Annotated in this window: 19 protein-coding genes; 8 read left to right on the top strand and 11 right to left on the bottom strand. The window is 64.9% G+C overall.

Annotated features, from left to right (window positions below; genetic code table 11):
- Window positions 1-11 precede the first annotated feature (11 nt).
- The gene (gene garL / locus ACFZAI_RS12705) at window positions 12-779 is read left to right on the top strand and encodes a 2-dehydro-3-deoxyglucarate aldolase (RefSeq protein WP_391567203.1); all 768 of its coding nucleotides are present in this window, start codon (window positions 12-14) and stop codon (window positions 777-779) included.
- Window positions 780-791: 12 nt separating this feature from the next.
- Here the strand turns inward: garL and lysA are convergent, their stop codons facing one another.
- On the bottom strand, window positions 792-2,024 hold the full coding sequence (gene lysA / locus ACFZAI_RS12710; protein ID WP_391567204.1) for a diaminopimelate decarboxylase: 1,233 nt from the start codon (window positions 2,022-2,024) through the stop codon (window positions 792-794).
- 114 nt (window positions 2,025-2,138) lie between these two features.
- On the opposite strand from lysA, the gene ACFZAI_RS12715 reads away from it, so the two are divergent.
- Window positions 2,139-3,044, top strand: a complete 906-nt coding sequence (locus ACFZAI_RS12715; RefSeq protein ID WP_391567205.1) for a LysR family transcriptional regulator — start codon at window positions 2,139-2,141, stop codon at window positions 3,042-3,044.
- A gap of 84 nt (window positions 3,045-3,128) precedes the next feature.
- Here ACFZAI_RS12715 and rpsT read toward each other — a convergent pair whose 3' ends face one another.
- From rpsT to ACFZAI_RS12765, 10 genes are all read right to left on the bottom strand, one after another.
- A complete protein-coding gene (gene rpsT, locus ACFZAI_RS12720; RefSeq protein WP_025135824.1) occupies window positions 3,129-3,392 on the bottom strand; it encodes a 30S ribosomal protein S20 in 264 nt (87 codons plus the stop codon).
- A 291-nt stretch (window positions 3,393-3,683) separates the two neighbouring features.
- Window positions 3,684-4,655 carry a FecR domain-containing protein gene (locus ACFZAI_RS12725; protein WP_391567843.1) on the bottom strand — a complete coding sequence of 324 codons (972 nt, stop codon included), beginning with the start codon at window positions 4,653-4,655 and terminating at the stop codon, window positions 3,684-3,686.
- Between the two features lie 193 nt (window positions 4,656-4,848).
- On the bottom strand, window positions 4,849-6,408 hold the full coding sequence (murJ, locus tag ACFZAI_RS12730; protein ID WP_391567206.1) for a murein biosynthesis integral membrane protein MurJ: 1,560 nt from the start codon (window positions 6,406-6,408) through the stop codon (window positions 4,849-4,851).
- 107 nt (window positions 6,409-6,515) lie between these two features.
- Window positions 6,516-7,274 carry a 3-hydroxyacyl-CoA dehydrogenase gene (locus ACFZAI_RS12735; protein WP_391567207.1) on the bottom strand — a complete coding sequence of 253 codons (759 nt, stop codon included), beginning with the start codon at window positions 7,272-7,274 and terminating at the stop codon, window positions 6,516-6,518.
- Between the two features lie 133 nt (window positions 7,275-7,407).
- Complete coding sequence (gene adk, locus ACFZAI_RS12740; RefSeq protein ID WP_391567208.1) at window positions 7,408-8,064, bottom strand: adenylate kinase; 657 nt, start codon at window positions 8,062-8,064, stop codon at window positions 7,408-7,410.
- Window positions 8,065-8,155: 91 nt separating this feature from the next.
- Window positions 8,156-8,920 carry a 3-deoxy-manno-octulosonate cytidylyltransferase gene (gene kdsB, locus ACFZAI_RS12745; RefSeq protein WP_391567209.1) on the bottom strand — a complete coding sequence of 255 codons (765 nt, stop codon included), beginning with the start codon at window positions 8,918-8,920 and terminating at the stop codon, window positions 8,156-8,158.
- Window positions 8,921-8,932: 12 nt separating this feature from the next.
- Entirely contained in the window at window positions 8,933-9,115 is a 183-nt protein-coding gene (locus ACFZAI_RS12750) for a Trm112 family protein (RefSeq protein WP_054424959.1), read from the bottom strand.
- Window positions 9,116-9,224: 109 nt separating this feature from the next.
- Window positions 9,225-10,301, bottom strand: a complete 1,077-nt coding sequence (gene lpxK, locus ACFZAI_RS12755; protein ID WP_391567210.1) for a tetraacyldisaccharide 4'-kinase — start codon at window positions 10,299-10,301, stop codon at window positions 9,225-9,227.
- Window positions 10,298-10,711 carry an ExbD/TolR family protein gene (locus ACFZAI_RS12760; protein ID WP_391567212.1) on the bottom strand — a complete coding sequence of 138 codons (414 nt, stop codon included), beginning with the start codon at window positions 10,709-10,711 and terminating at the stop codon, window positions 10,298-10,300. The genes lpxK and ACFZAI_RS12760 overlap by 4 nt, the downstream gene beginning before the upstream one ends.
- A complete protein-coding gene (locus ACFZAI_RS12765) occupies window positions 10,708-11,331 on the bottom strand; it encodes a MotA/TolQ/ExbB proton channel family protein (RefSeq protein WP_054424968.1) in 624 nt (207 codons plus the stop codon). The genes ACFZAI_RS12760 and ACFZAI_RS12765 overlap by 4 nt, the downstream gene beginning before the upstream one ends.
- 353 nt (window positions 11,332-11,684) lie before the next feature.
- On the opposite strand from ACFZAI_RS12765, the gene xseA reads away from it, so the two are divergent.
- The 6 genes from xseA to pcaF all read left to right on the top strand — a co-directional run bounded on the left by xseA (window position 11,685) and on the right by pcaF (window position 21,914).
- Window positions 11,685-13,052: an exodeoxyribonuclease VII large subunit gene (xseA, locus tag ACFZAI_RS12770; RefSeq protein WP_391567213.1), complete on the top strand. Its 1,368-nt coding sequence runs from the start codon at window positions 11,685-11,687 to the stop codon at window positions 13,050-13,052.
- A 138-nt stretch (window positions 13,053-13,190) separates the two neighbouring features.
- Window positions 13,191-16,244: an ankyrin repeat domain-containing protein gene (locus ACFZAI_RS12775; RefSeq protein ID WP_391567214.1), complete on the top strand. Its 3,054-nt coding sequence runs from the start codon at window positions 13,191-13,193 to the stop codon at window positions 16,242-16,244.
- Between the two features lie 141 nt (window positions 16,245-16,385).
- Window positions 16,386-16,964 carry a superoxide dismutase [Fe] gene (gene sodB, locus ACFZAI_RS12780; protein ID WP_006227881.1) on the top strand — a complete coding sequence of 193 codons (579 nt, stop codon included), beginning with the start codon at window positions 16,386-16,388 and terminating at the stop codon, window positions 16,962-16,964.
- 283 nt (window positions 16,965-17,247) lie between these two features.
- Window positions 17,248-18,954 carry a methyl-accepting chemotaxis protein gene (locus tag ACFZAI_RS12785; protein WP_391567215.1) on the top strand — a complete coding sequence of 569 codons (1,707 nt, stop codon included), beginning with the start codon at window positions 17,248-17,250 and terminating at the stop codon, window positions 18,952-18,954.
- 117 nt (window positions 18,955-19,071) lie between these two features.
- A complete protein-coding gene (locus ACFZAI_RS12790; protein WP_391567216.1) occupies window positions 19,072-20,493 on the top strand; it encodes a chloride channel protein in 1,422 nt (473 codons plus the stop codon).
- Window positions 20,494-20,708: 215 nt separating this feature from the next.
- Window positions 20,709-21,914 carry a 3-oxoadipyl-CoA thiolase gene (pcaF, locus tag ACFZAI_RS12795; protein ID WP_391567217.1) on the top strand — a complete coding sequence of 402 codons (1,206 nt, stop codon included), beginning with the start codon at window positions 20,709-20,711 and terminating at the stop codon, window positions 21,912-21,914.
- Window positions 21,915-21,959 lie beyond the last annotated feature (45 nt).

Here is a 21,959-nt window from a genome sequence, read left to right on the forward strand (position 1 = left end):
CGAAGGCGGCAATGAACTCACCCTTACCCAATCGCTTCCGGCAACGCATCCTGGCCCGCGAGCGCCTGATCGGATTCTGGATGTGCATGTCCAGCCACATTACGGCCGAGCTCGTCGGACTGGCGGACTTCGACTGGTTGCTGCTGGACGGCGAGCATTCGCCCAATGAAGTGCCGATGTTCCTGCAACAGCTGCAAGCCTTGCAGGGCAGCGCCAGCGCGGCGGTGGGCCGGCCGTCTTGGAACGACCCGGTGCAGATCAAGCGCCTATTGGATATCGGCTTCTATAACCTGCTGATTCCGTTCATTGAGTCCGAGGCCGATGCGCGCCTGGCGGTGGCCGCCACGCGCTATCCGCCGCAAGGCATACGCGGCGTGGCGGGCGCGCAGCGCAGCAACCGCTACGGCACCGTGCCGGATTATTTGCAGACCATCAACGACAACATCTGCGTGCTGCTGCAGATTGAAAGCCGCCCGGGTATCGAAGCGGTGGATGAGATTGCGTCAGTGGAAGGCGTGGATGGCGTGTTCATCGGGCCGTCGGACTTGGCCGCGGCCTTGGGCCACATCGGCAACCCGGGCCACCCCGAAGTGCAAGAAGCCATCCGCCATCTGCATGCGCGCGTGTCGGCGCAAGGCAAGGCGGTGGGCATCCTGGCGCCGGTGCATGCGGACGCGCGCCGCTACCTGGACATGGGCATGCACTTCGTGGCGGTGGGCACCGACCTGGGCGTCTTCAAACAAGCCACCTTCGCGCTGCGCGAGGCGTTTCCCACCTGATTGCATCAACGCTTAATCTTCCAGCGCCAGCAAATCGCGTATGGTCTGGCGGCGGCGGATCAGCCGGGCGCGGCCCTCGTCCAGCAACACTTCGGGCGCGAGCGGCCGGCTGTTGTAGTTCGAAGACATCGACGAGCCATAAGCGCCCGCGTTGTGAAAGACCATGAAGTCGCCAATGCGCGGCTGCGGCAAAAGCTGGTCCGACATGACGCCGCCTTCTTCTTGCGTGAACACGTCGCCCGATTCGCACAGCGGGCCGGCGACGGCGATGCGCGTTTCGGCCACGCCTTGCGGCGCGGAGCCGTCGGGCGCGTGCACCGAGATGCGGTGGAAGCTGCCGTACATGGCGGGGCGCATCAGGTCATTGAAGCCCGCGTCCACCAGGGCGAAGTCGCGCTCGGGGCGGCGGTTGATGGCATGCACTTCAGACACCAGCACGCCCGCTTCGGCAACCAGGAAGCGGCCCGGTTCGATCTCCAGGCGGATATCGTGGCCCAGGAATTGTTCGATGCGCTTGCGGGCGGCATCCCACTGTTCAAAGTAGTGGTCGCAGTCGATGCGCGGCTCGCCGTCGCGGTAGGGGATGGACAGCCCGCCGCCCGCCGAGATGGCTTCGATGTCGTGATCCAGCGAGCGCACCACGTCGACCATGGCGTCGCAGACGCTGGACAGGTGGCCGTAGTCCACGCCTGAACCAATGTGCATGTGCACGCCCACCAGCTTCAGGCCGTGGCGGCGCACGATGGACACGGCTTCGGCCACGTCATCGATCCAGATGCCATGCTTGCTTTGCGGGCCGCCGGTGTTGGTCTTGTTGCTGTGGCCGTGGCCAAAGCCGGGGTTGATGCGCAGCCACACGCGGTGGCCGCGCGATGCCTGGCCCACGCGTTCCAGCATGTCCAGCGAGCCCGCGTTGACCGTGATGCCGTGCTTGAGCACGGTGGCCAGCGTGGCGTGGTCGATCAGGTCGGCCGTGAAGACCATCCCTTCCGGCTCGCCCTTGGGGTCGAAGCCGGCTGCCAGGCTGCGTTCGATCTCGCCCAGCGACACCGCGTCCACCACGGCGCCTTCCTCGCGCATCAAGCGCAGGATGTGCAGGTTGGAGCAGGCTTTTTGCGCAAAGCGGATGGTGTCGAAGCGGCGCAGTTGCGCGATGCGTTCGCGGATGACGGCGGCGTCGTACACCCACAGCGGCGTGCCGTGTTCGGTGGCGAGTTGGGTGAGTTGGCGCGGATCGAATGCCATGTCGTGCGGACCTTGAATGGGGAAGGGAAACCAGGCGGCATGATGCCGGTTTCAGGGCATCCAGTAAAATGCTTATATGTTGAAGATCCATTCATTCCTGATATGGGGTGGTCCATGCTGACGCATCGGCATATCGAAGTGTTCCGCGCGGTGATGATTGCGGGCAGCGTGACGCGGGCGGCCGAGCTGCTCAGCACGTCGCAGCCCACCGTCAGCCGCGAACTGGCGCGCATGGAGCAGGGCATCGGCTTTGCGCTGTTCGAGCGCGTGCACGGACGCTTGCGGCCCACCATGCCGGCGCTGGCGCTGTATGACGAGATTCGCCAGTCCTACGCGGGGCTTGAACGGGTGGCGTCGGCGGCGGCGCGGCTGCGCGAATTCCGGGGCGGGCAGCTCTCGGTGATTGCGTTGCCCGCGTTTTCGCATTCCATCCTGCCTGACGCGTTCCGGCGCTTTCATGGCCAGCATCCGGGCGTGAGCCTGTCAGTTGAGACGCAAGAATCACCCTTTCTTGAAGAGTGGCTGACGGCGCAACGCTATGACCTGGGCCTGACCGAACACGATGCGGCGCCTGCTGGCACGCGGGTGCAGCTGCTATTGCAGGTAGATGAGGTGTGCGTGTTGCCCGATGGGCATCCGCTATTGGAAAAGGCCGAGATCGATCTGGCTGATTTCGAAGGCCACGCTTTTGTCAGCCTGTCATCCAGCGACCCCTACCGCATTCAGATTGACGAAGCCTTCGCGGAAGCGGGCGTGCTGCGGCGCTCGATCGTCGAAACGCCGACTGCGGTATCCGTGTGCACGTTCGTGCGCCAGGGGCTGGGGGTCGCCATCGTGAACCCGCTGACCGCCCTGGATTTCGTGGGCCGGGGCTTGCATATTCGGCCGCTGCGGCGCGCGTTCCCGTTTCGCGTCAATCTGGTGTTCCCGGAGCATCGTCCGGCCAACCCGCTGGTGGAAGCGTTCACGGCCTCGCTGATGGAAGCCGCTCACGCCATCAAGGCGCGGCTGGGGGCGTAGCAGGCAACAAAAAAGGATGCCCTGGGGCATCCTTCTTCATTTGCCGTATTCATGACGCCCCAAACAAACCGGGGCGGCAGAATCTTAGGCCAGCGCCTTGATAGCGGCAGCCAGGCGGCTCTTGTGGCGAGCAGCCTTGTTCTTGTGGATGATGTTCTTGTCAGCCACGCGATCGATCACGCTCGAGGCCTTCTGGAACACGTCGCCAGCCGCAGCCTTGTCGCCAGCGGCGATGGATTGGCGAACGCGCTTGATGGCGGTGCGCAGCATCGAGCGCAGGCTGGAATTGTGCTTGTTGCGCTCAACGGATTGGCGAGCGCGCTTGCGGGCTTGGGCGGTATTGGCCATGTTGCTATATAAGTTGAATTCGGCAAAGTCGAACATTGTAGCAAGTCCCTATGGGAATGCAAGCTTTTAATGTCTGATCTGTCGATGGAGCGCCCGTCAACCGGGCGGGGGGCGCTGGGGGAAAGCGTTCCTGGGCTGGAGAGTCCTAGCTAGAGAACCCTTTCGGATGATCCTCTGTAAAGCCTAGAACCACAGCCTTGAGGAAAACCCGCGGCGCCTACTGGATAAAAACACGGTACTGAGTATACAACGAAGCGGGCCGCAGAAACACCGGCCCGGGGTAGAGCGTTGTCAGGTCGCGACGCTGATCGACACGAACCACGGCGTGAAACGGCGAACATGGATGGGCATCATGTCTTGCAGCGTGTCCAGCGCGGCGTTGGTGTCGTCCAACGGGAAATGGCCGGAGACGGGCAAACCGCCCGCTGCCATCGATACGCGCAGCGTGCCGGTGCGATACGGGCGCAGCGCGGCAATGACTTCCGCCAGCGGCCGGCCCCGGGCGTCCACCCAGCCCGATTCCCAGGCGGCTTCAGCCATCAGTTCTGCACGCGGGGTGTCCATGCGGGAAATGTCGAACCTGGCGCCGGTGCCGGCGCGAACGGTGCCATGCGCGCCCGCCATGGTCTCGACTTCGACTTCATGCTCATGCACCACGACCACCGTGCGCTGGGCCTGCTGGCGGACCATATAACGGGTGCCAAGCGCACGCACGGTGCCTTCGGCCGTTTGCACCAGGAACGGGCGGCGCGCATCGGGCGCCACCGAGACCGTCACCGCGCCATCCAGCAGACGGACCTGGCGGTAGGCGGGGGTGAAATCCAGGTTGACGCGGCTGCGCGCATCCAGCAGCAACTGGCTGCCGTCGGACAGCAGATAGCGGCGGCGTTCGCCGGTGGCGGTAGCGGCATCGGCCGCCACGTTGTTCAGCGGGTAGAAGGCGTTGCCGACGTAGGCGGCGCAGGCGCCTGTACTGGCGAGCGCAAGCGCGCCAGTCAGAAAACGGCGGCGGGGCGGCACGATGGCCGGGGGCGGAGGGATCAGCGACGATGCGGCGGGCGCGGTGCTGGTGCCATACCCCGCTGCGGGATATGCGTCACCAAGCCGGCCAAATGTCGACCCTGCAAGCGAGCCTGTCAGCTGTTGCCAGGCATTCTCATGAACAGGGTCAGCCGCACGCCACGCCAGGAAGTCGTTGTAGTCCTGCGCTGTCGCTTTACCTGAGCGCAGCAATAGCAACCAATTGATCACCTGGTCCGCCATGGGTTGTCCTTGGGCGTACTTCACTTCTTCTCCCTGGCGGCGGCGCCGACAGGAATCCTTTCGATGGCAATTTGTAAATAATAAAGGTTTTTTACCAAAGATTACCGGGTGGTTGTCAATTCTTGACGAATCTAATGCAAAAAGCCGGCAGGAAGCCGGCTTTTTGGTGGGATTGTCGCCTTGACGGCTGAATTTACCGGCTTGGGCGTCGTCCAAAGTCCTTAAGACGGAAGCCAAAGAGTAACAACATTCCGAAGTAGACCACGCCGCTGGCGGCCAACACGCCCCCAAGATACGCCGCGCGCAGGCCCGCATGCGCTTGCAGTCCGAGCCAGTCGATCTTGCCATCCGCGTACCAAAGCATCGCCGCCAATGCGGCTAGCGCCGGCAGCAAACGCAGTGCAAACACCATCCAGCCAGGTCCGGGCTGATATACGCCGCGGCGGCGCAGGCCAATCAGAAGCGCCAGCGCGTTCAGGCAGGCGCCCAGCCCAATGGCCAGCGCCAGGCCCGCATGCGCCATGAAAGGCACCAAAATCAAATTCATCACCTGCGTCAAAATCAGCACGCCGATGGCGATTTTCACGGGCGTGCGGATGTCTTGCTTGGCGTAGAAGCCCGGCGCCAGGATCTTTACCGCCAGCAGGCCGATCAGCCCTGCGGAGTAGGAAATCACGGCAAGGCGGGTTTGCAGCACGTCCTGGGCGGCAAAGGCGCCGTAGTGGAACAGGGTGGCGACCAAGCCATCCGACAGCAGCGCCATGCCCACTGCGGCGGGCAGGCCAAGCAACAGCACCAGACGCAGGCCCCAGTCCAGCAGCGCGCTATAGCCGCCGTGGTCGTCGCGGGCGTGGGCCGCCGACAGGCTGGGCAACAGCACGGTGCCCAGTGCCACGCCCAGCAAGGCCGTCGGAAATTCCATCAGCCGATCGGCGAAAGACAGCCAGGTCACGCTGCCCGGGGTGAGCCAGGTGGCGATATTGGTGTTGATCAGCAGCGAAATCTGCGCCACGGACACCCCCAGCGTGGCGGGCGCCATTTGCTTGAGGATGCGTTGCACGGTGGGGTCGGCCCAGGCTTGGCGAAAGCGCAGCGAAAAGCGCGGCGTCAGCCCCAGGCGGGCCAGCGCCACCCACTGCACGGCCAGTTGCGCCACGCCGCCGATCATCACGCCGATGGCCAGCGCATAGACGGGGACGTCCATGCGCGGGGCCAGCCAGATGCAGGCGGCGATCATCGACAGGTTCAGCAGCACCGGCGTGAACGCGGGCACGGCAAAGCGACGCCAGGTGTTCAGCACACCCGAGGCGAAGGCAATCAGCGACATGCAGAAGATGTACGGGAACATCATCCGCGTCATCCAGACGGCCGCGCCAAATTCGGTATCGCGGGCCGCCCCACGCAGGCCGCTGGCCATGGCGGATACCACCCAGGGTGCGGCAACGATGCCGATTAGCGTGATCAGCATCAGGGTGGCGGTCAGCAGCAGGGCCACGCGGTCCAGCAAGATGCGGACTTCTTCTTCCGACCGCTTATTGCGCGCGGCGCCAAGAATCGGCACAAACGCCTGGGCGAACGCGCCCTCGGCGAACAGGCGGCGCAACAGGTTGGGGATACGGAACGCGACCCAGAAGGCGTCGGTGATGGGGCCGGCGCCAAAGGCGCGGGCAACCAGGATGTCGCGGATCAAGCCGGAAATGCGGGACAGCAACGTGAAGCTGCTGACAGTGGCCGCCGAACGAAACAGGCTCATGGATGGGACTAGGTAAAAAGTGCGGGCCGGCCCGAAACGAACTACGAGAAAAAGGCGGTCAAACAAAAAAAGGCAGGCCCACGTCGTGGGCCTGCCTTTGTACTACATCACTTTGGCGGCATGCGGATGGCGCCGTCCAAGCGGATGGTCTCGCCATTCAGCATCTCGTTCGTGACGATGCTGTAGACCAGCTTGGCGTAGTCTTCCGGGCGGCCCAAACGGGCGGGGAAGGGGATGCTGGCGGCCAGCGAGTCCTGCACTTCCTGCGGCATGCCGAAAATCATCGGCGTGCCGAAGATGCCCGGGGCGATGGTCATGCAGCGGATGCCCGTTTTGGCCAGATCGCGGGCGATTGGCAAGGTCATGCCGGCGACGCCGGCCTTCGATGCGGCGTAGGCCGCCTGGCCGATCTGGCCGTCGAAGGCGGCAACCGATGCCGTATTGATCATCACGCCGCGTTCGCCGGTGGGCTCGGGCGTGTTGGCGCTCATGGCTTCAGCGGCCAGACGCATCATGTTGAAGCTGCCGATCAGGTTGATCGACACCACCTTCTGGAACAAATCCAGCGGGTGCGCGCCGTTCTTGCCCACGATCTTGGCGGCGGGCGCGACGCCCGCGCAGTTCACCAGGCCGAACAGCGAGCCCAGTTCCAGGGCGGCGGCAACGGCGCTCTTGCCGTCGGCTTCCTGCGTCACGTCGCAATGCACGTAGCGCTGGCCCAATTCCTTGGCCAAGGCCTGGCCAGGCTCGTCCTGCACGTCGGCGATGACGACCTTGGCGCCGTTTTCCACCAGCATGCGCACGGTGCCTGCACCCAGGCCGGACGCGCCGCCCGTAACGATGAATACCTTGTTCGCGATTTCCATGTCTCTACCACCAGATCAGTTCAAGGGAAGTTGTGCGGCGCGGCAGGCGCCGAATGCGACAAGGCCTTCGGGCCGGTGCCGGAGCGCAATGCGTCCAGCCGGCGCCGAAGGCCTTTGGCCATCAAGGCGCCAATCAGCTCTTGACGGCCTCGAACAGGCGCGACTTGATTTCGTCGACAGCGCCCACGCCCGAAATCTTGCGGTACTTGGGGGCTTCGGCGGCGTTCTGCTGCGCCCAGGTCGAGTAGTAATCGACCAGCGGACGGGTTTGTTCGCGGTACACGGACAGGCGATGGCGCACCGTTTCCTCGCGATCGTCGTCGCGCTGGATCAGGTCTTCGCCGGTGACGTCATCCTTGCCTTCAACCTTGGGCGGGTTGAAGCGGACGTGGTAGCTGCGGCCGCTGGGCTGGTGCACGCGGCGGCCGCTCATGCGTTCGATGATGTCTTCTTCGGGAACTTCGATTTCCACCACGTAGTCCAGCTTGACGCCGGCGCTTTTCAGCGCATCGGCTTGCGGGATGGTGCGGGGGAAACCGTCGAACAGGTAGCCGCTGGCGCAGTCGGGCTGCTTCAGGCGGTCTTGAACCAGGCCGATGATGATCTCGTCGGAAACCAGACCGCCGGCATCCATGACCTTTTTGGCTTCAATACCCAGCGGCGTGCCTGCCTTCACCGCGGCTCGCAGCATGTCGCCGGTGGAGATTTGAGGAATGCCGAAGTGTTGGGTGAGAAACGCGGCCTGGGTGCCTTTGCCGGCGCCGGGGGGTCCGAGCAAGATGAGACGCATGAGTGCTCCTGATGGGGTTTATTTTTTGTGATCCGGGGGATTATGCCGCAACGCAGCAGCCAATGCGGGGCTGCGCCATGCGAAATAACCCTTACATCTGTTTGCTGTAGATCAGCCGGACGCGTTCCAGATCCGCCGGGGTATCTACCCCTGCTGCGGGAGGGCTGGACGCCCGGTGTACGACGATTTGATGGCCATGTTCCATGGCGCGCAGCTGTTCCAGCGACTCGAACCGTTCCAGCACGCCTTGCGGCAGGGTCGGGAAGCGGCGCAGGAATGATACGCGGTAGGCATACAGCCCTATGTGATGCCAGGCGGGCAGGCCGTCGGCCAGCACGCGTTCGCCCGAAGCCAGCGCGTCGCGGGCCCAGGGAATGGGGGCGCGCGAGAAATACAGCGCCCGGTCGTCGGCGGTGCAGACGAGCTTCACGACATTCGGGTTGAACAGCGCCTCGGCGTCGGCCAGCGGGCTGGCGCAGGTAGCGATATCGGCCTGGGGGCAAGCCTGGAGCTTGGCCGCGACGGCGTCGATGAGTTCGGGTTCGATCAGCGGTTCGTCGCCCTGCACGTTCACCACGATGGCGTCATCAGGCAGGCCCAACTGTTCCACCGCTTCCGCCAGCCGGTCAGTGCCGGTGGGGTGATCACTGCGCGTCATCAGGGCGGTCAGGCCATGGGCCTGCACCGCCGCCTGGACGCGGACGTCGTCCGTCGCGATGAACAATTGCGACGCGCCCGACATCGCGGCGCGCTCGGCGGTGCGCACGACCATCGGCTTGCCGGCGATGTCGGCAAGCGGTTTGTCGGGCAGGCGGGTCGAGGCGGTACGCGCCGGGATCAGGGCGATGAAGCTCACGGTAGCGGCGTGTCAGTGGGCAGCGGGGGCGTCGTCCAGCGCGCGCGCTTCGGACTCAAGCATGACGGGGATGCCATCGCGCAGCGGGAAGGCCAGGCGGTCGGCGCGGCAAACCAGTTCGGCTTGCTGGCGGTCGTGTTCGAGGCGGCCCTTGCACAGGGGGCAGACGAGGATGTCGAGCAGTCGGGATTCCATGACCGCGATTCTAAAACAGTTTGGGTAGAGGATGGACCGGCACGTCCTGGGAGAAGTCCGATTTTTGCCGTGCGAAAAAAGCGATCGGCACTCACCTGGTTAATTAATGTTATGAATTGACGGGCTTGTCTCGAAATGTGGGATGCATCCCCGCGGTGTTCCGCAGCGCCTGCGCCAGCCAATCAAACAAACCCGGGTCTGAAAACGCAGCCTGGACCGGTACTTCCCACAAGCGCGCGTCGTGCAAGGCGGCGCACTTGATGGCGTCCTTGGACGTGACCAGGACGGTGTCCGCCGCCAGCGCCTTAAAGGGGGATTCCGCGTAATCGTGATGGTCGGGCAGGGGCAGCGTCGCCTCCAGCGTGATGCCCGCCGCACGCAGCGTCGTGAAGAAGCGTTCCGGGTTGCCGATGCCGGCCGCCGCCGCGATGCGGGGCTGCCCGGCATAAGCGGACAAGGGGCGCGTAGCGCCAGTTTCGATCTGACGGGTATCGCCCGGCTCCAGCCACATCCGCACCTGGCGGGGCCGGCCATTGCCCGTGTGGGCCGGGCGGCCGTCCGCCGTACCGATGTTCGTGACCACCACATCCACATCCTGCAAGCGGCTGGCGGGTTCGCGCAACGGGCCAGCCGGCAGCAGCCGGCCGTTGCCCACGCCGCGCGCATCCTGCACCACGATTTCGATATCCCGGGCCAGCGCCAGATGTTGCAGGCCGTCGTCAGAGACGATGACATCGACGCCGGGGTGGGCCTTCAGCAGCGCTTGCGCCGCCAGTGCGCGCTTGGGGTGCACGGAAACGGGGGCGCCGGTAGCGCGGGCGATCAGCGCGGGTTCATCGCCAAAGCGGGCGGCCTCCAGCGCGCCGGTGCCGACGCGAGCATCTGGGCCGATCTTCACGCCGTACCCCCGGCTCACGACGCCGGGCGTGTAGCCGCGCGCGCGCAGGCCTTCCACGGTGGCGATGACCATGGGCGTTTTGCCCGTGCCGCCGACGTAGACATTGCCCACCACCACCACCGGCACCGGTGCGCGGTAGCTGGGTTTGGCCCCGCTGAGATACGCAGCGCGCTTGCGGCTCACGGCCCAAGCGGTCAGTGCGGACAGCGGCAGCAGCAGGGTCGACAGCCAGCCGCCATGCTGCCACTGGCGGGCCAGCAGCGAAGGGGACGAACGCGGTTGGCTCACCGGGTGGTCTGGGCAGCGAAGTTGACGCGGCCGATGCCCGCCAGACGGGCGGCTTCCATGACGTTGATCACGGATTGATGGGTGGCTTGGGCGTCGGCATTGATGACGACCAGCGCATCGGGTTTGCCGGCGGCCGCCTGACGCAGCGCGTCGGCGATTTCGGGCGGGGTGGACACGTCGATCAGCGTGCCGTTCAACGCATAGCGCCCGTCCTGGCTGACGGCCACTTCCAGCGCGGGCGGCGTGTCTTGTTCGGACGAGGCTTGCGGCAAGGTGACCTTCAGCTGCGTGAAGCGCGCGAACGACGTGGTGGCCGCCAGGAAGATCAAGATGACCAGCAATACGTCGATGAGCGGAATCAGGTTGATGTCCAGCTCGTCGCGATCACCCCGGGAGCCGCGGAAATTCATGAACGCCCCTCGCGGGCCGCGGAATGCGACGACACGGCGCGCACCAGGCGCGATGCGGATTGCTCCATGGCGCTGAGATAACCGTCGACGCGGCTGCGCAGGTAGCGGTGCGCGATCATGGCGGGAATGGCGATCAGGATGCCAAAGCCGGTGTTGTACAGCGCCATCGAGATCCCGCGGGCGAGCTGCGCCGGGTCGCCGCCGCCAGGGGTGTAAGAGCCAAAGATTTCGATCATGCCGACGACGGTGCCGAACAGGCCCATCAGCGGCGCCACCACGGCAATCGTGCCGATGGCGGGGATGTAGCGGCTAAGGTCGTGCGCCACGGCGCGGCCGGTGTCTTCGACCACGTTGCGCAGTTCTTCGCGGGGCAGGTGACGGTGACGCATCACTTCGGCCAGCACGCGGCCCAGCGGCGAATTGCGTTCCAGCCGGTTGATGGATTCCGGGGTGTCCTGATGATTGCGCAGCATGTCGGCGACCTGTTCATTCAGGCCGCGCGGCAGGATCAGGCTGCGGCGCAGCGACAGGAAGCGCTCAAAGATCAGCGCCAGACCCAGCACGGAGGTGGCCAGCAAAGGCCAGATAGGCCAGCCGGCCTCGCGCAGAATGGATAGCAAAGCGTTCAACTCCTGGGGGGAATCCGGGCGCGCAGGACGGCGCGTGCAGACGTCTGATCAAGACGAAACTGTAACGGTGCGGCGGGGTTGTGGCAAGGCGGACAAGTGCCGGATTTATCCACAGAACTTGTGGATAATTCTGTGTAAAACTCTGCCGAAACGCTTGTGGGCACGGGGCTGGCGCTTGTTTGCTTCAATTGAGCGCAACGGGGTTTTTATAAAAATCCTATAAAAATCAGTACCTTGTGCGGAATTTATTGGCTGTCAGGGCCGCCGCTGCAAAAATCTGTGGACGCGGTATCATTGCGGCCCGCTACGTATGCCCTGTGGACAGGTACGCATCGGAAAGCCTCATGACAATTGAATTTGCAGTCACAAACAACGCATTCACGCGGGATATCCTGACAGTTGCCCAGCTAAACCAAGCAGTGGGGCAGTTGTTGGAGCGCAGCATCCCGGCGTTATGGGTGCGCGGAGAGATTTCCAACTTCACGCAGGCGGCATCCGGGCATTGGTACTTCACGCTCAAGGACAGCCGGGCCTCTGTGCGGGCAGTCATGTTCCGAAGCCGCGCCAGTGCGGTGGGTTTCGTGCCGCGCGCTGGCGACCAGGTCGAAATTCGGGCCAGGGTGTCGCTGTACGAGCCCCGGGGCGACTACCAGTTGCAGGCCGACGCCATGCGGCGCGCCGGGCTGGGCAATCTATATGAAGCATTTCTGCGGCTGAAAGAGCAATTGGCCTCTGAAGGCCTGTTCGATCCCGCCCGCAAGCGTGAGCCCGTCCGGCTGCCGCGCGCGATCGGGGTGATTACCTCGCTGCACGCCGCGGCGCTGCGCGATGTGTTGTCGGCGCTGGCCCGGCGCGCGCCCCAGGTGCCGGTCATCATCTATCCGGCCCCGGTTCAGGGGGCGGACGCGGCCGGCAGGCTCGCCGCCCAGGTGCGCCTGGCCAACGCGCGCGCCGAAGTCGACACGCTGCTGCTGGTGCGCGGCGGGGGCAGCATCGAAGACCTGTGGAGCTTTAACGACGAAGATCTGGCGCGCCAGGTTGCGGCCAGCGACATTCCCGTGATCAGCGGCGTGGGCCATGAAACCGACTTCACCATCGTGGATTTCGTGGCGGACGTGCGCGCACCCACGCCCACTGCCGCCGCCGAACTGGCTTGCGTGCCCAGGTCAGAATTGATGGGCCGGGTCATGCAATCTGCCCAGACCATGGTGCGAGGCCAGCAACGCCGGCTGGAACGCGCCGCGCAGCGGCTGGACCGCGCGTCGGGCCAACTGGTGTCGCCTGCGCAACGGCTTGAGCACCAGCGCGAACGCTTGAATGGCCTGCGCTTCCGGTTGGCGTCCGCGTGGTCGGGTCCGCAAGGCCGGCGCACGGCGCGCGTCAATCTGTTGGCGCAGCGTTTGACCCATCGCGTGCCCGATACCGGCCGCGCGGCCGATCGCCTGGCCAGCGCCACGCGCCAACTCGGCCAGGCGCATGCGCGGCTGCTCGTCCAAGGCCGCAACCGGCTGGCGGCGGCCTCCGCTCAGTTGCGTGCGCTGGACCCCGGCAATACGTTGTCGCGCGGTTATGCCATTGCGCGCGACGCCGATGGCCGTATCGTGCGCGACGCGTCTGGCTTGGCGGCGGGCCAAGCGCTGGACCTGAGCTTTGCGCAAGGCGGCGCCCAGGTTGAAGTTCAGCAAACCCGCAAGACGCGCGACCCCGGCTGACGTAGCCATTGCGGTTGGTCCCGGCTACAGGTTCCTAAACGCGCTGACGCTTCCACGCACCAATGGTTCGACGCACTGACGCTTCGACGCACTGACGCTTCGACGCCCTGACTTTACGACGCACTCTAAGGCGACGCGATGCAGCATAAGGCAAGCAAGGCTTGGTTTACCGGCGTTCTGGCCGGCGCGGCAATCGCGATGGGGCAGCCGGTCTACGCGCAGGCCGAAGCGGCGGCCTTTGAAGGCGTAAAGCTCGACCCGGCCGCCGTGGAATCCAGCAAAGCCCAACAAGCGGCGGACCAGCCACCCGGCAAACCCTGCGACTGCGAATCGCCTTACCGCGAATACAAAGCCGCCGACACGCCGCAAACGCAGGCGCTGTTTGCCGCCGTGCGCGCAAGCGACGACGCCGCGTTCCTTGCGGCGCTGCCTGCGGTGGATCATCCCGGCGACTACGCGCTGGATGGCGTTCCGCTGCTGCATGCCTTGCTGATGCCGCCGCGCGCTTTGCGCTCCAAAGACGTGTACTGGAGCATCACGCCAGAAGACGCTGCGAACATCCGCAAGGCGTATCACGCGATCTTGCCGGCCCGCACCCGCATGCTGGCCGCGCTGCTGGCCACGAAGCCCGCGCTGGATGACGTCACCTATGAATCGCGTCGGCCGCCTCTCCATCTGGCCCTGCTCTACGGCACCCCCGAGATCATGGACAGACTGCTTGCCGCCGGCGCCAAGCCAAACCAGCGCGGCGATGAAAACCGCACGCCGCTGGATTTCCTGCTGCACCGCGATTTTGAATTTGCCGTGCGCATGACGTATCTGCCGCGCATGGTGGATCGCGCGTCAATGACGCAGATGGTGCTGGCCTTGTTCAAGGCCGGTGCGGCCAAGCCCTTTGCCGATTTCGAGCCCGACGTTGCAAATTACCTGGCGTGGGGGCCGATGGTGGAATTGACCGAAGGCGCCGCGCCCTTGAAAGCGTTGGCCGCAACCGGCAGCAAGCCCGCCTACGAAGACGACCTGACCGCATTGGCGTTGGCGGCCTACCTGGGTAACGCCGGCGCGGTGCCTGTCCTGATGGAGTTGGGCCCGCGCCATATTCCCGCAACGAGCTACGGGGAAAGCGGCGGGCGCGACATCTGGCTGGACGCCGCCCAAGCCGCGGTGGCAGGCGGGCACCCCGATATTGCCGCGCAATTGCTGCGTGAAGGCATGCCGTTCGCACAGCGTGGCCCGCAGACGCGAGGCAGCGCCACGGTGTTCACGAAGTTGGAAATTGAGGCGCGGCCCATCATGAATCTTGCCGCGCGGCAGGGTGACGTGAAGACGCTGCAACGCCTGCTGGAATTGGGTGCAGCAGTAGAGGGCGACCCGCGCGACGAGTATGGCAACACGCCGCTTGCCGACGCCGTCCAGGCCCGCAAGCCCGATGCCGTCAAGCTGCTGCTGGCGGCGGGGGCGGACCCGCGCGTCAAGCGTACCGGTTATGACGTGAAGTCGGCAGTGGATGTCGCGCTTGAGGCCGGCGACGCGGCAACATTGCGGCAGTTCGCCGACGCCGGATTCGATTTGAAGTCATTGGGGGCGAACGCCATTCGCCGTGCGCTTGAGAACCGCGACACGGCGCTGGCCTTGATGCTGATCGACGCGGGCGCGTCCATCGAACTGCCGCGCGACAGCGCCGGCGACCCCACGCCCCTGCTGGTATTGGCCGCCACCTCCGGCCAGGCGCCGGTCGTCGACGCCTTGCTGGCCAAGCGTGCCGACCCGGCGGGCCTGGCGCCCAATGGCGAAAGCGCCTTGTATTGGCTGATTGGCCGGCAGGACACCGCGATGCTGGATCGTCTGCTGCGCGCAGGCGCCAAGCTGGATGACCCGCGCCTGCCGCGCGCGCCCGCCCCGTATGCCTTGTTGAACGCCGCAGTGGCGTCGGGCGACATGGCGCTGGTGCAGCGGGTCAGTCAGGCCACGGGCCAGCGCATCGCGGACGCGTGTGTGCCGGAACGGGGCGAGCTCAATCTCTTGGACAAACCGGAGGTCTTTGCGCAATTGCGGGCGGCGGGCTTTACGGGCGAGCAGGGCGCGTGCGCGAGCGACGCTGCGCCATTGCCGCAACGTATGGTGTTGCAGTTGCTGCACAGCCGGCAGTTGATCGTGGCGCGGCACGGTGAAGTTGTGCCCATGCTGCAATGGGTGAACGCATCGAAGGGCGCATTGGATGCGGTGCTGGACGATGGCCAAACGCCGTTGATTGCGGCCATACAGTTGGGCCGCGAAGACCTGGCGGATGCGATGTTGAGCGCGGGCGCGCAGCCGGATCTGGCCGACGCGGCGGGCCGCAGCCCCGCGTGGGTGGCGCTGGAAACGGGGCAGCCGCGCATGCTGGCCTTGCTGGCGCGTCACCATGCCCGTTTCGACAATGCGTCTGCGCCGCCGGGGCAAACGTTTTCGTACGTGCTGGCGTGCCAATCGTCGCCGGCGTTCGCCGCGGTCTTGCAGGACGCTGGCGTGTCATTGCCTGCCGAGTGTGCAACGCCTCTGTCCGCCAACGCACCCGCAGCGCGCGCCCGCGCCAAAGCCGCCAGCAAATCCGCCGACGCATCCGGGTTGCCCGGCCACTACTTTCTGCGCGGCGTGCGGGAAGTCGGCAGCGAATTGTTGTTGTCGCAGGATGGCAGCTTTGACTACATCATGAGCTACGGCGCGGTCGATATCGCGGCGCGCGGCACGTGGCGCAGCGACGGCAAGCAGGTGTTCCTGGACACCCCGCCGATACAACCGGATTCCCCCATTGCAGCGGTGCACGCCGAGACGGGGGCGGGCAGCGCCGATCCCCTGACCGTGCGCGTGTACTACCGCGACCGTCCCGTCAAAATCGATGTCGCGATGTCTTCTTCGGACGCTGACTATGGCGGCGGGCCGCGCTCCTCGGAAGGCGCGGACGGCGTCACGGCGCCAATCGCGCCGGGTGCGTTGAAGGCCTTGTCAGTGTTCCTGCCGCTGCCCTCGGGCGCGCGCTGGCATCAGGTTGATATCAGTAAGATTGATGCCGGCGCACGCGCCATCCGCATCGATGTCGAGGTGCCTGAATCGGCCGCCGGCACGCCGATGCACAAGACGTTCACGCGGGACAAAGACGGCGCGCTGGTCGAGTCCAACGCGGGCAGGGAACTGCGATACGAGAAAGAGTAGCGTTTACACGATCAACGCACGCCATGGCATAAGCACATGCATCCGTTAACCCCGCACGGGCGCGGGTTTAACAAGGTATCCTCATTAGTTGCCGATACAATTGAACGGCTTGATCGTGCACTCAACAGAAGGAACCAACACATGGCACATACTCTTCCCCCCCTGCCTTACGAACTGGACGCGCTGGCTCCGCACATCTCCAAGGAAACGCTGGAGTTCCACTACGGTAAGCATCACCAGACGTACGTCACGAACCTGAACAACCTGATCCCGGGTACGGAATTCGAAACGCTGTCGCTGGAAGACATCGTGAAGAAGTCCTCGGGTGGCATTTTCAACAACGCCGCTCAAATCTGGAACCACACGTTCTACTGGAACAGCCTGGCCCCCAAGGCCGGCGGCGCACCTTCGGGCAAGCTGGCTGACGCCATCAACGCCAAGTGGGGCAGCTTCGACGCTTTCAAGGAAGCGTTCAACAAGTCGGCAGCCGGCAACTTCGGTTCGGGCTGGACCTGGCTGGTCAAGAAGGCCGATGGCTCGGTTGACATCGTCAACACCAGCAACGCCGCCACCCCGCTGACCACGGCCGACAAGCCGCTGCTCACCTGTGATGTCTGGGAACACGCCTACTACATCGACTACCGTAACGCGCGTCCCAAGTATCTGGAAAACTTCTGGGCCCTGGTGAACTGGGAGTTCGCCGCCAAGAACTTTGCCTGATCGGTAAAGCGGGACGCCGCCGCGGTGCTTGCACCGAGGCCCCCGATGAAAACCCCTTGCGTGCCGCGAGGGGTTTTCTTTTTTCGTTCAGGAAAAATTCAGCTTACGAAACCCTGTCGATTGTCGAATTCATTGCGGCGAAATGACGAAGAAACTGGCTTTTCTTTAGGGTTCTCCCTAGGAATTCATCCCGCTATTGTTCCCATCGGTCTGAGACTGAACCACGGGGCCCAGGACTGCGGCTTGCCCGCCATAAACCGGGGTATCTACAGGGAAGGGAAGCATGTTGCGGTTATTTTCGGGCTTGCGTATTGGAGCGCGGCTGACGGGCGCGTTCTTGCTGGTGGCGGTGATTGGCGGCGCGATTGGGGCCTTTGGCGTTTGGGGGCTGTCTCGCATCAACGAATTGAATGATCGGCTTTATGACACCGAGCTGCGCGGCATCTCGGATCTGAAAGAAGCCAATATCAACCTGATTTACGCGGGCCGGGCCCGCAGCGGTTATCTGGCCGCCAGTACCGAGCAGGATCGTCAGGCGTTGAAGAAGCAGTTTGACGATGCGGTAAAGAACATGGACCTGCTGCGCGAGAAGGCGGCGAAGAACTTCCACGAAGAAGAAGGCAAGCGCCTGCTGGCTCAGTTCGTGGAGACCGAGCAGGTTTGGAAGCGTGAGTCTGAGGCATTCTTCGCGGCAGCGAAATCGCAGTCGTTGACGCAAACGGACCCGCGCGTGACCGAGATCGAAAAGCGCGTCATTGCGTCGTCGCAAAAGCTCGATGACTTGATGACCGACCTGGCCGTGGGCAAGGAAAAGTCCACGGCGCAATCCGTCGACCAAGCCACGGATCTGTACGACACCGTCCGCACGGTCATGATTGTGCTGGCCGTGGTGGGCGTGGCGATCGGCATGCTGCTGGGCTGGCTGGTCACGCGAGGCATCGTGCGTCCGTTGCAGCAAGCGGTATCGGCCGCGCGCCAAGTCGCCGCAGGCGATCTCACGACGGACATCCAGGTCGCTACGCGCGACGAAACCGGCGAGCTGATGAGCGCGCTCAAGGCCATGAACGAAAGCCTGGCCCGCATCGTTGCCGACGTGCGTGACGGCTGTGAGAGCATTGCCTCGGCGTCGTCGCAGATCGCGCAAGGCAACTCCGACTTGTCGCAACGCACGGAAGAGCAGGCGTCGTCGCTGGAAGAAACCGCCGCGTCGATGGAAGAGCTGACCAGCACCGTGCAGCAAAACGCCAACAACGCCAGCGAAGCCGACCGTCTGGTCACGCAGGCCTCCAGCGTTGCCGTGCGTGGCGGTGAAGTGGTTGAAGGCGTGGTGCAGACCATGAGCGCCATTTCCGACAGCTCGCGCCGCATCGCGGATATCACGGGCGTGATCGACGGTATTGCGTTCCAGACCAACATCCTGGCGCTTAACGCCGCGGTGGAAGCCGCGCGTGCGGGCGAGCAGGGCCGTGGCTTTGCGGTGGTGGCAGGCGAAGTGCGCACCTTGGCGCAACGCTCGGCCGTGGCCGCCAAGGAAATCAAGGCGCTGATCGATGAGTCGGCCACGCGGGTTGAAGGCGGCACGCGTCAGGTCGATGAAGCCGGACGCACCATGCGTGAGGTGGTCGACAGCGTGCGTCAGGTGGCGATTCTGGTGCGCGAAATCGCCAGCGCGTCGGAAGAGCAATCGTCTGGCATCGGCCAGGTGAACCAGGCCGTGGCGCAGATGGACACCGTGACGCAGCAGAACGCTGCGCTGGTGGAAGAAGCGGCGGCGGCAGCGGCCAGCATGCAGGAACAAGCCGGCCGTCTGGCGCAGGAAGTGCGCCGTTTCAAGGTCGATGCAAACGCCGGTTCGGCAGGCCATGCGCAAGCCCGCCTGGTGCAGGCCGTGCCGGTCTCGGCGAGAAAGCCTGCCGCATCGGCGGCGCGTCCGGCGCAAGCGCGTCCCGCGCTGGCCAACGCGTCGGACGACGACTGGTCGACCTTCTAAGCCGCTAGCAGAACGCGCACGGAGGCGAATGCACCGTGCGCGTTTTGTCTCGGTTTTTGAGCTGCGGGTCAGGTTGGAATGGTAAGGTTAGCCACTTTCCGCCGTCTGCCAGCAGCCATGAGCCTGACTGATTCTTTCCGCCGGACCTCCACCGGCGTCCGCCGCCTGATGCGCCGAAAGGTGCGCCAAATCAATCGTCTGTCACGCAAGAGCCTGCAAATGGCGCTGTTGCTGGGCGGCGCTGGTTTGGTGGCGTTGATGTCGCTGGGCTTTGCGTATCTGGCCGACAAGGCTTTGGACTGGAACCGCGAATGGGTGGGCCACAACGGTTGGCTTGCCTTGATTGTGCTGCCGTTCAGTCTGGCCGCTTTGCGATGGCTGACGCTGCGCTTCGCGCCCAATGCCGCGGGCAGCGGCATTCCTCAAGTCATCGGCGCGCTGTCACTGCCGCCCGGCCCCAGCCAACGCAGCTTGGTGTCGCTTGTCCAGACCCTTTGGAAAATTCCCCTTGCGTTCTTCGGCATGCTGGCCGGCGCCTCGATCGGGCGCGAAGGCCCGTCGGTGCAAGTCGGCGCGGCGCTGATGCTGGCCTGGGGCGACTTCTGGAAGCGACGCGGCGTGCAGTTGCGCGGTTTTCACTCCAATGAACTGATCGCCGCCGGGGCCGCAGGCGGCCTCGCCGCTGCTTTCAATGCCCCGCTTGCCGGCGTTATTTTCGCTATCGAAGAGCTGGGCCGCGGCACGGTGCTGCGCTGGCAGCGGCTGGTGCTGATTGGCGTGCTGGCGGCCGGCTTTCTGGTCGTGGCGGTGCAAGGCAACAACCCGTACTTCGGGGTGTTCGGCGGCGCGCCTTTGGCGCACGGCATGGTGATGTGGATTGTGGTTTGCGGCGCGCTCAATGGCGCGCTGGGCGGCATTTTTGCGCGCTTGCTGGGCAAGGGCGCCTCGGGGGCGGCGCCTGCCGCGTGGCGCGCCTGGATACGCGCGCATCCCATCTGGACGGCGTTCATCATGGGGCTGATCCTGGCCGTCATCGGCCTGTGTACCGCTGGCACCGTGTACGGCACGGGCTATGGCGTGGCGGCCAATCTGCTGTCGGGCCAAGACACCGCGCCGGCGGGGTTCGGCCTTGCCAAACTGGCGGCGACTGTCGCGTCGTATTGGGCAGGCATACCGGGCGGCATCTTCACGCCCGCGCTGACCACGGGCGCGGGCATTGGCCAGCACATCTGGGAATTGGCGGGCGACGGCGTGGACCAGCGCGTGCTGGTGTTGGTGTCGATGGCGGCGTTCCTGGCCGCAGCCACCCAAGCGCCGCTGACCGCCAGCGTGGTGGTGATGGAAATGACGGGCAGCCAGCCGATGCTGTTCTGGCTGCTGGTGTGTTCGCTGCTGGCCTCGGGCGTGTCGCGCCAGTTCTGCCCGCAACCGTTCTACCATCTGGCGGCAGGGCGCTTTCGCCGGCAGGCCATTGTCGAGGCCGCCCGCGCCGCGAAGGGCGATGCAGGCGCATCGCAAGCGAAGGCGCCGGCGGGCTGATGGTGTGCGTGCTCAGCACGCAGCTTCAGCCACGCAGCGACGGCCACGCACCTTCACTACGCACCGCAGCCGTGCATGCGCGGTGCACAATCAGGGTGAACACCTACTGGACACTGTCCGTGTAGCGGACATCCTGGTCGTGCACCAATATGGCGCGAAAAGCGCTGCGTTAAGATCGTCCGATCCCGTTTTTCTCACTTCACTCCGAGCTTCTCATGACCGTGAATGCCTTTATTTGTGATGCGATCCGCACTCCCTTCGGCCGCTACGGCGGCGCGCTGGCTTCGGTGCGCCCCGACGATCTGGCCGCTGTCGCCATCAAGGCGCTGGTAGCGCGCAACCCCGGCGTGCGCTGGGAAGAACTGGATGACGCGATCATGGGTTGCGCGAACCAGGCTGGCGAAGACAACCGCAACGTCGCCCGCATGGCCACGCTGCTGGCCGGTCTGCCGATCGAAGTGCCTGGCGCCACCGTCAACCGCCTGTGCGGTTCGGGCCTGGACGCCATTGGCACCGCCGCCCGCGCCATTCGCGCCGGCGAAGCCGGCCTGATGCTGGCTGGCGGCGTCGAAAGCATGAGCCGTGCGCCGTTCGTCATGGGCAAGGCCGACAGCGCGTTTTCGCGCAACGCCGCCATCTATGACACGACGATCGGCTGGCGCTTCATCAACAAGCTGATGAAGGCGCAGTATGGCGTGGACTCCATGCCGGAAACCGCGGAGAACGTTGCCGACGATTTCAACATCAGCCGCGAAGACCAGGATTTGTTCGCGCTGGCCAGCCAGCAAAAGACGGCTCGCGCGCAGAAAGAAGGCGTGTTCGACGCCGAAATCGTGCCGGTCTCGATTGCTCAAAAGAAGGGCGACGCCATTGTCGTTTCCAAGGACGAGCATCCGCGCGAAACCAGCCTGGAATCGCTGGCCAAGCTGAAGGGCGTGGTTCGTGAAGGCGGTTCCGTCACGGCCGGCAACGCGTCGGGCGTGAACGACGGCGCCGCTGCGCTGCTGCTGGCCGACGAAAAGGCGGCCGCCCGCCACGGCCTGACCCCGCGTGCTCGCGTGGTGGGCATGGCAACCGCTGGCGTTGCGCCGCGCATCATGGGCATTGGCCCGGCGCCCGCCACGCTGAAGGTGCTGGCGCAAACCGGCCTGACGCTCGACCAGATGGACGTCATCGAACTGAACGAAGCGTTTGCTGCTCAAGGCCTGGCGGTGATGCGCCAACTGGGCCTGGCTGACAACGATCCGCGCGTGAACCCCAACGGCGGCGCGATCGCCCTGGGTCACCCGTTGGGCGCTTCCGGCGCGCGTCTGGCCACCACCGCGATCAACCAGCTGCACCGCACGGGCGGCCGCTACGCGCTGTGCACGATGTGCATCGGCGTGGGTCAGGGCATTGCGCTGATCATCGAGCGCGTCTGATTCCCTGAAGTGTTGTTTTTTCCGCCGCTTCTGTCCGCGGCGGAA

Origin of the sequence: Achromobacter sp. NPDC008082, assembly GCF_042957345.1 — a bacterium.
GTDB lineage: Bacteria > Pseudomonadota > Gammaproteobacteria > Burkholderiales > Burkholderiaceae_B > Achromobacter > Achromobacter kerstersii_A.

Excerpts from the sequence above, each read along its gene's own strand:
- garL (WP_391567203.1), top strand. The coding sequence starts at position 12 with ATGAACTCACCCTTACCCAATCGCTTCCGGCAACGCATCCTGGCCCGC.
- lysA (WP_391567204.1), bottom strand. The coding sequence starts at position 2,024 with ATGGCATTCGATCCGCGCCAACTCACCCAACTCGCCACCGAACACGGC.
- ACFZAI_RS12715 (WP_391567205.1), top strand. The coding sequence starts at position 2,139 with ATGCTGACGCATCGGCATATCGAAGTGTTCCGCGCGGTGATGATTGCG.
- rpsT (WP_025135824.1), bottom strand. The coding sequence starts at position 3,392 with ATGGCCAATACCGCCCAAGCCCGCAAGCGCGCTCGCCAATCCGTTGAG.
- ACFZAI_RS12725 (WP_391567843.1), bottom strand. The coding sequence starts at position 4,655 with ATGGCGGACCAGGTGATCAATTGGTTGCTATTGCTGCGCTCAGGTAAA.
- murJ (WP_391567206.1), bottom strand. The coding sequence starts at position 6,408 with ATGAGCCTGTTTCGTTCGGCGGCCACTGTCAGCAGCTTCACGTTGCTG.
- ACFZAI_RS12735 (WP_391567207.1), bottom strand. The coding sequence starts at position 7,274 with ATGGAAATCGCGAACAAGGTATTCATCGTTACGGGCGGCGCGTCCGGC.
- adk (WP_391567208.1), bottom strand. The coding sequence starts at position 8,064 with ATGCGTCTCATCTTGCTCGGACCCCCCGGCGCCGGCAAAGGCACCCAG.
- ACFZAI_RS12750 (WP_054424959.1), bottom strand. The coding sequence starts at position 9,115 with ATGGAATCCCGACTGCTCGACATCCTCGTCTGCCCCCTGTGCAAGGGC.
- ACFZAI_RS12760 (WP_391567212.1), bottom strand. The coding sequence starts at position 10,711 with ATGAATTTCCGCGGCTCCCGGGGTGATCGCGACGAGCTGGACATCAAC.
- xseA (WP_391567213.1), top strand. The coding sequence starts at position 11,685 with ATGACAATTGAATTTGCAGTCACAAACAACGCATTCACGCGGGATATC.
- ACFZAI_RS12775 (WP_391567214.1), top strand. The coding sequence starts at position 13,191 with ATGCAGCATAAGGCAAGCAAGGCTTGGTTTACCGGCGTTCTGGCCGGC.
- sodB (WP_006227881.1), top strand. The coding sequence starts at position 16,386 with ATGGCACATACTCTTCCCCCCCTGCCTTACGAACTGGACGCGCTGGCT.
- ACFZAI_RS12785 (WP_391567215.1), top strand. The coding sequence starts at position 17,248 with ATGTTGCGGTTATTTTCGGGCTTGCGTATTGGAGCGCGGCTGACGGGC.
- ACFZAI_RS12790 (WP_391567216.1), top strand. The coding sequence starts at position 19,072 with ATGAGCCTGACTGATTCTTTCCGCCGGACCTCCACCGGCGTCCGCCGC.
- pcaF (WP_391567217.1), top strand. The coding sequence starts at position 20,709 with ATGACCGTGAATGCCTTTATTTGTGATGCGATCCGCACTCCCTTCGGC.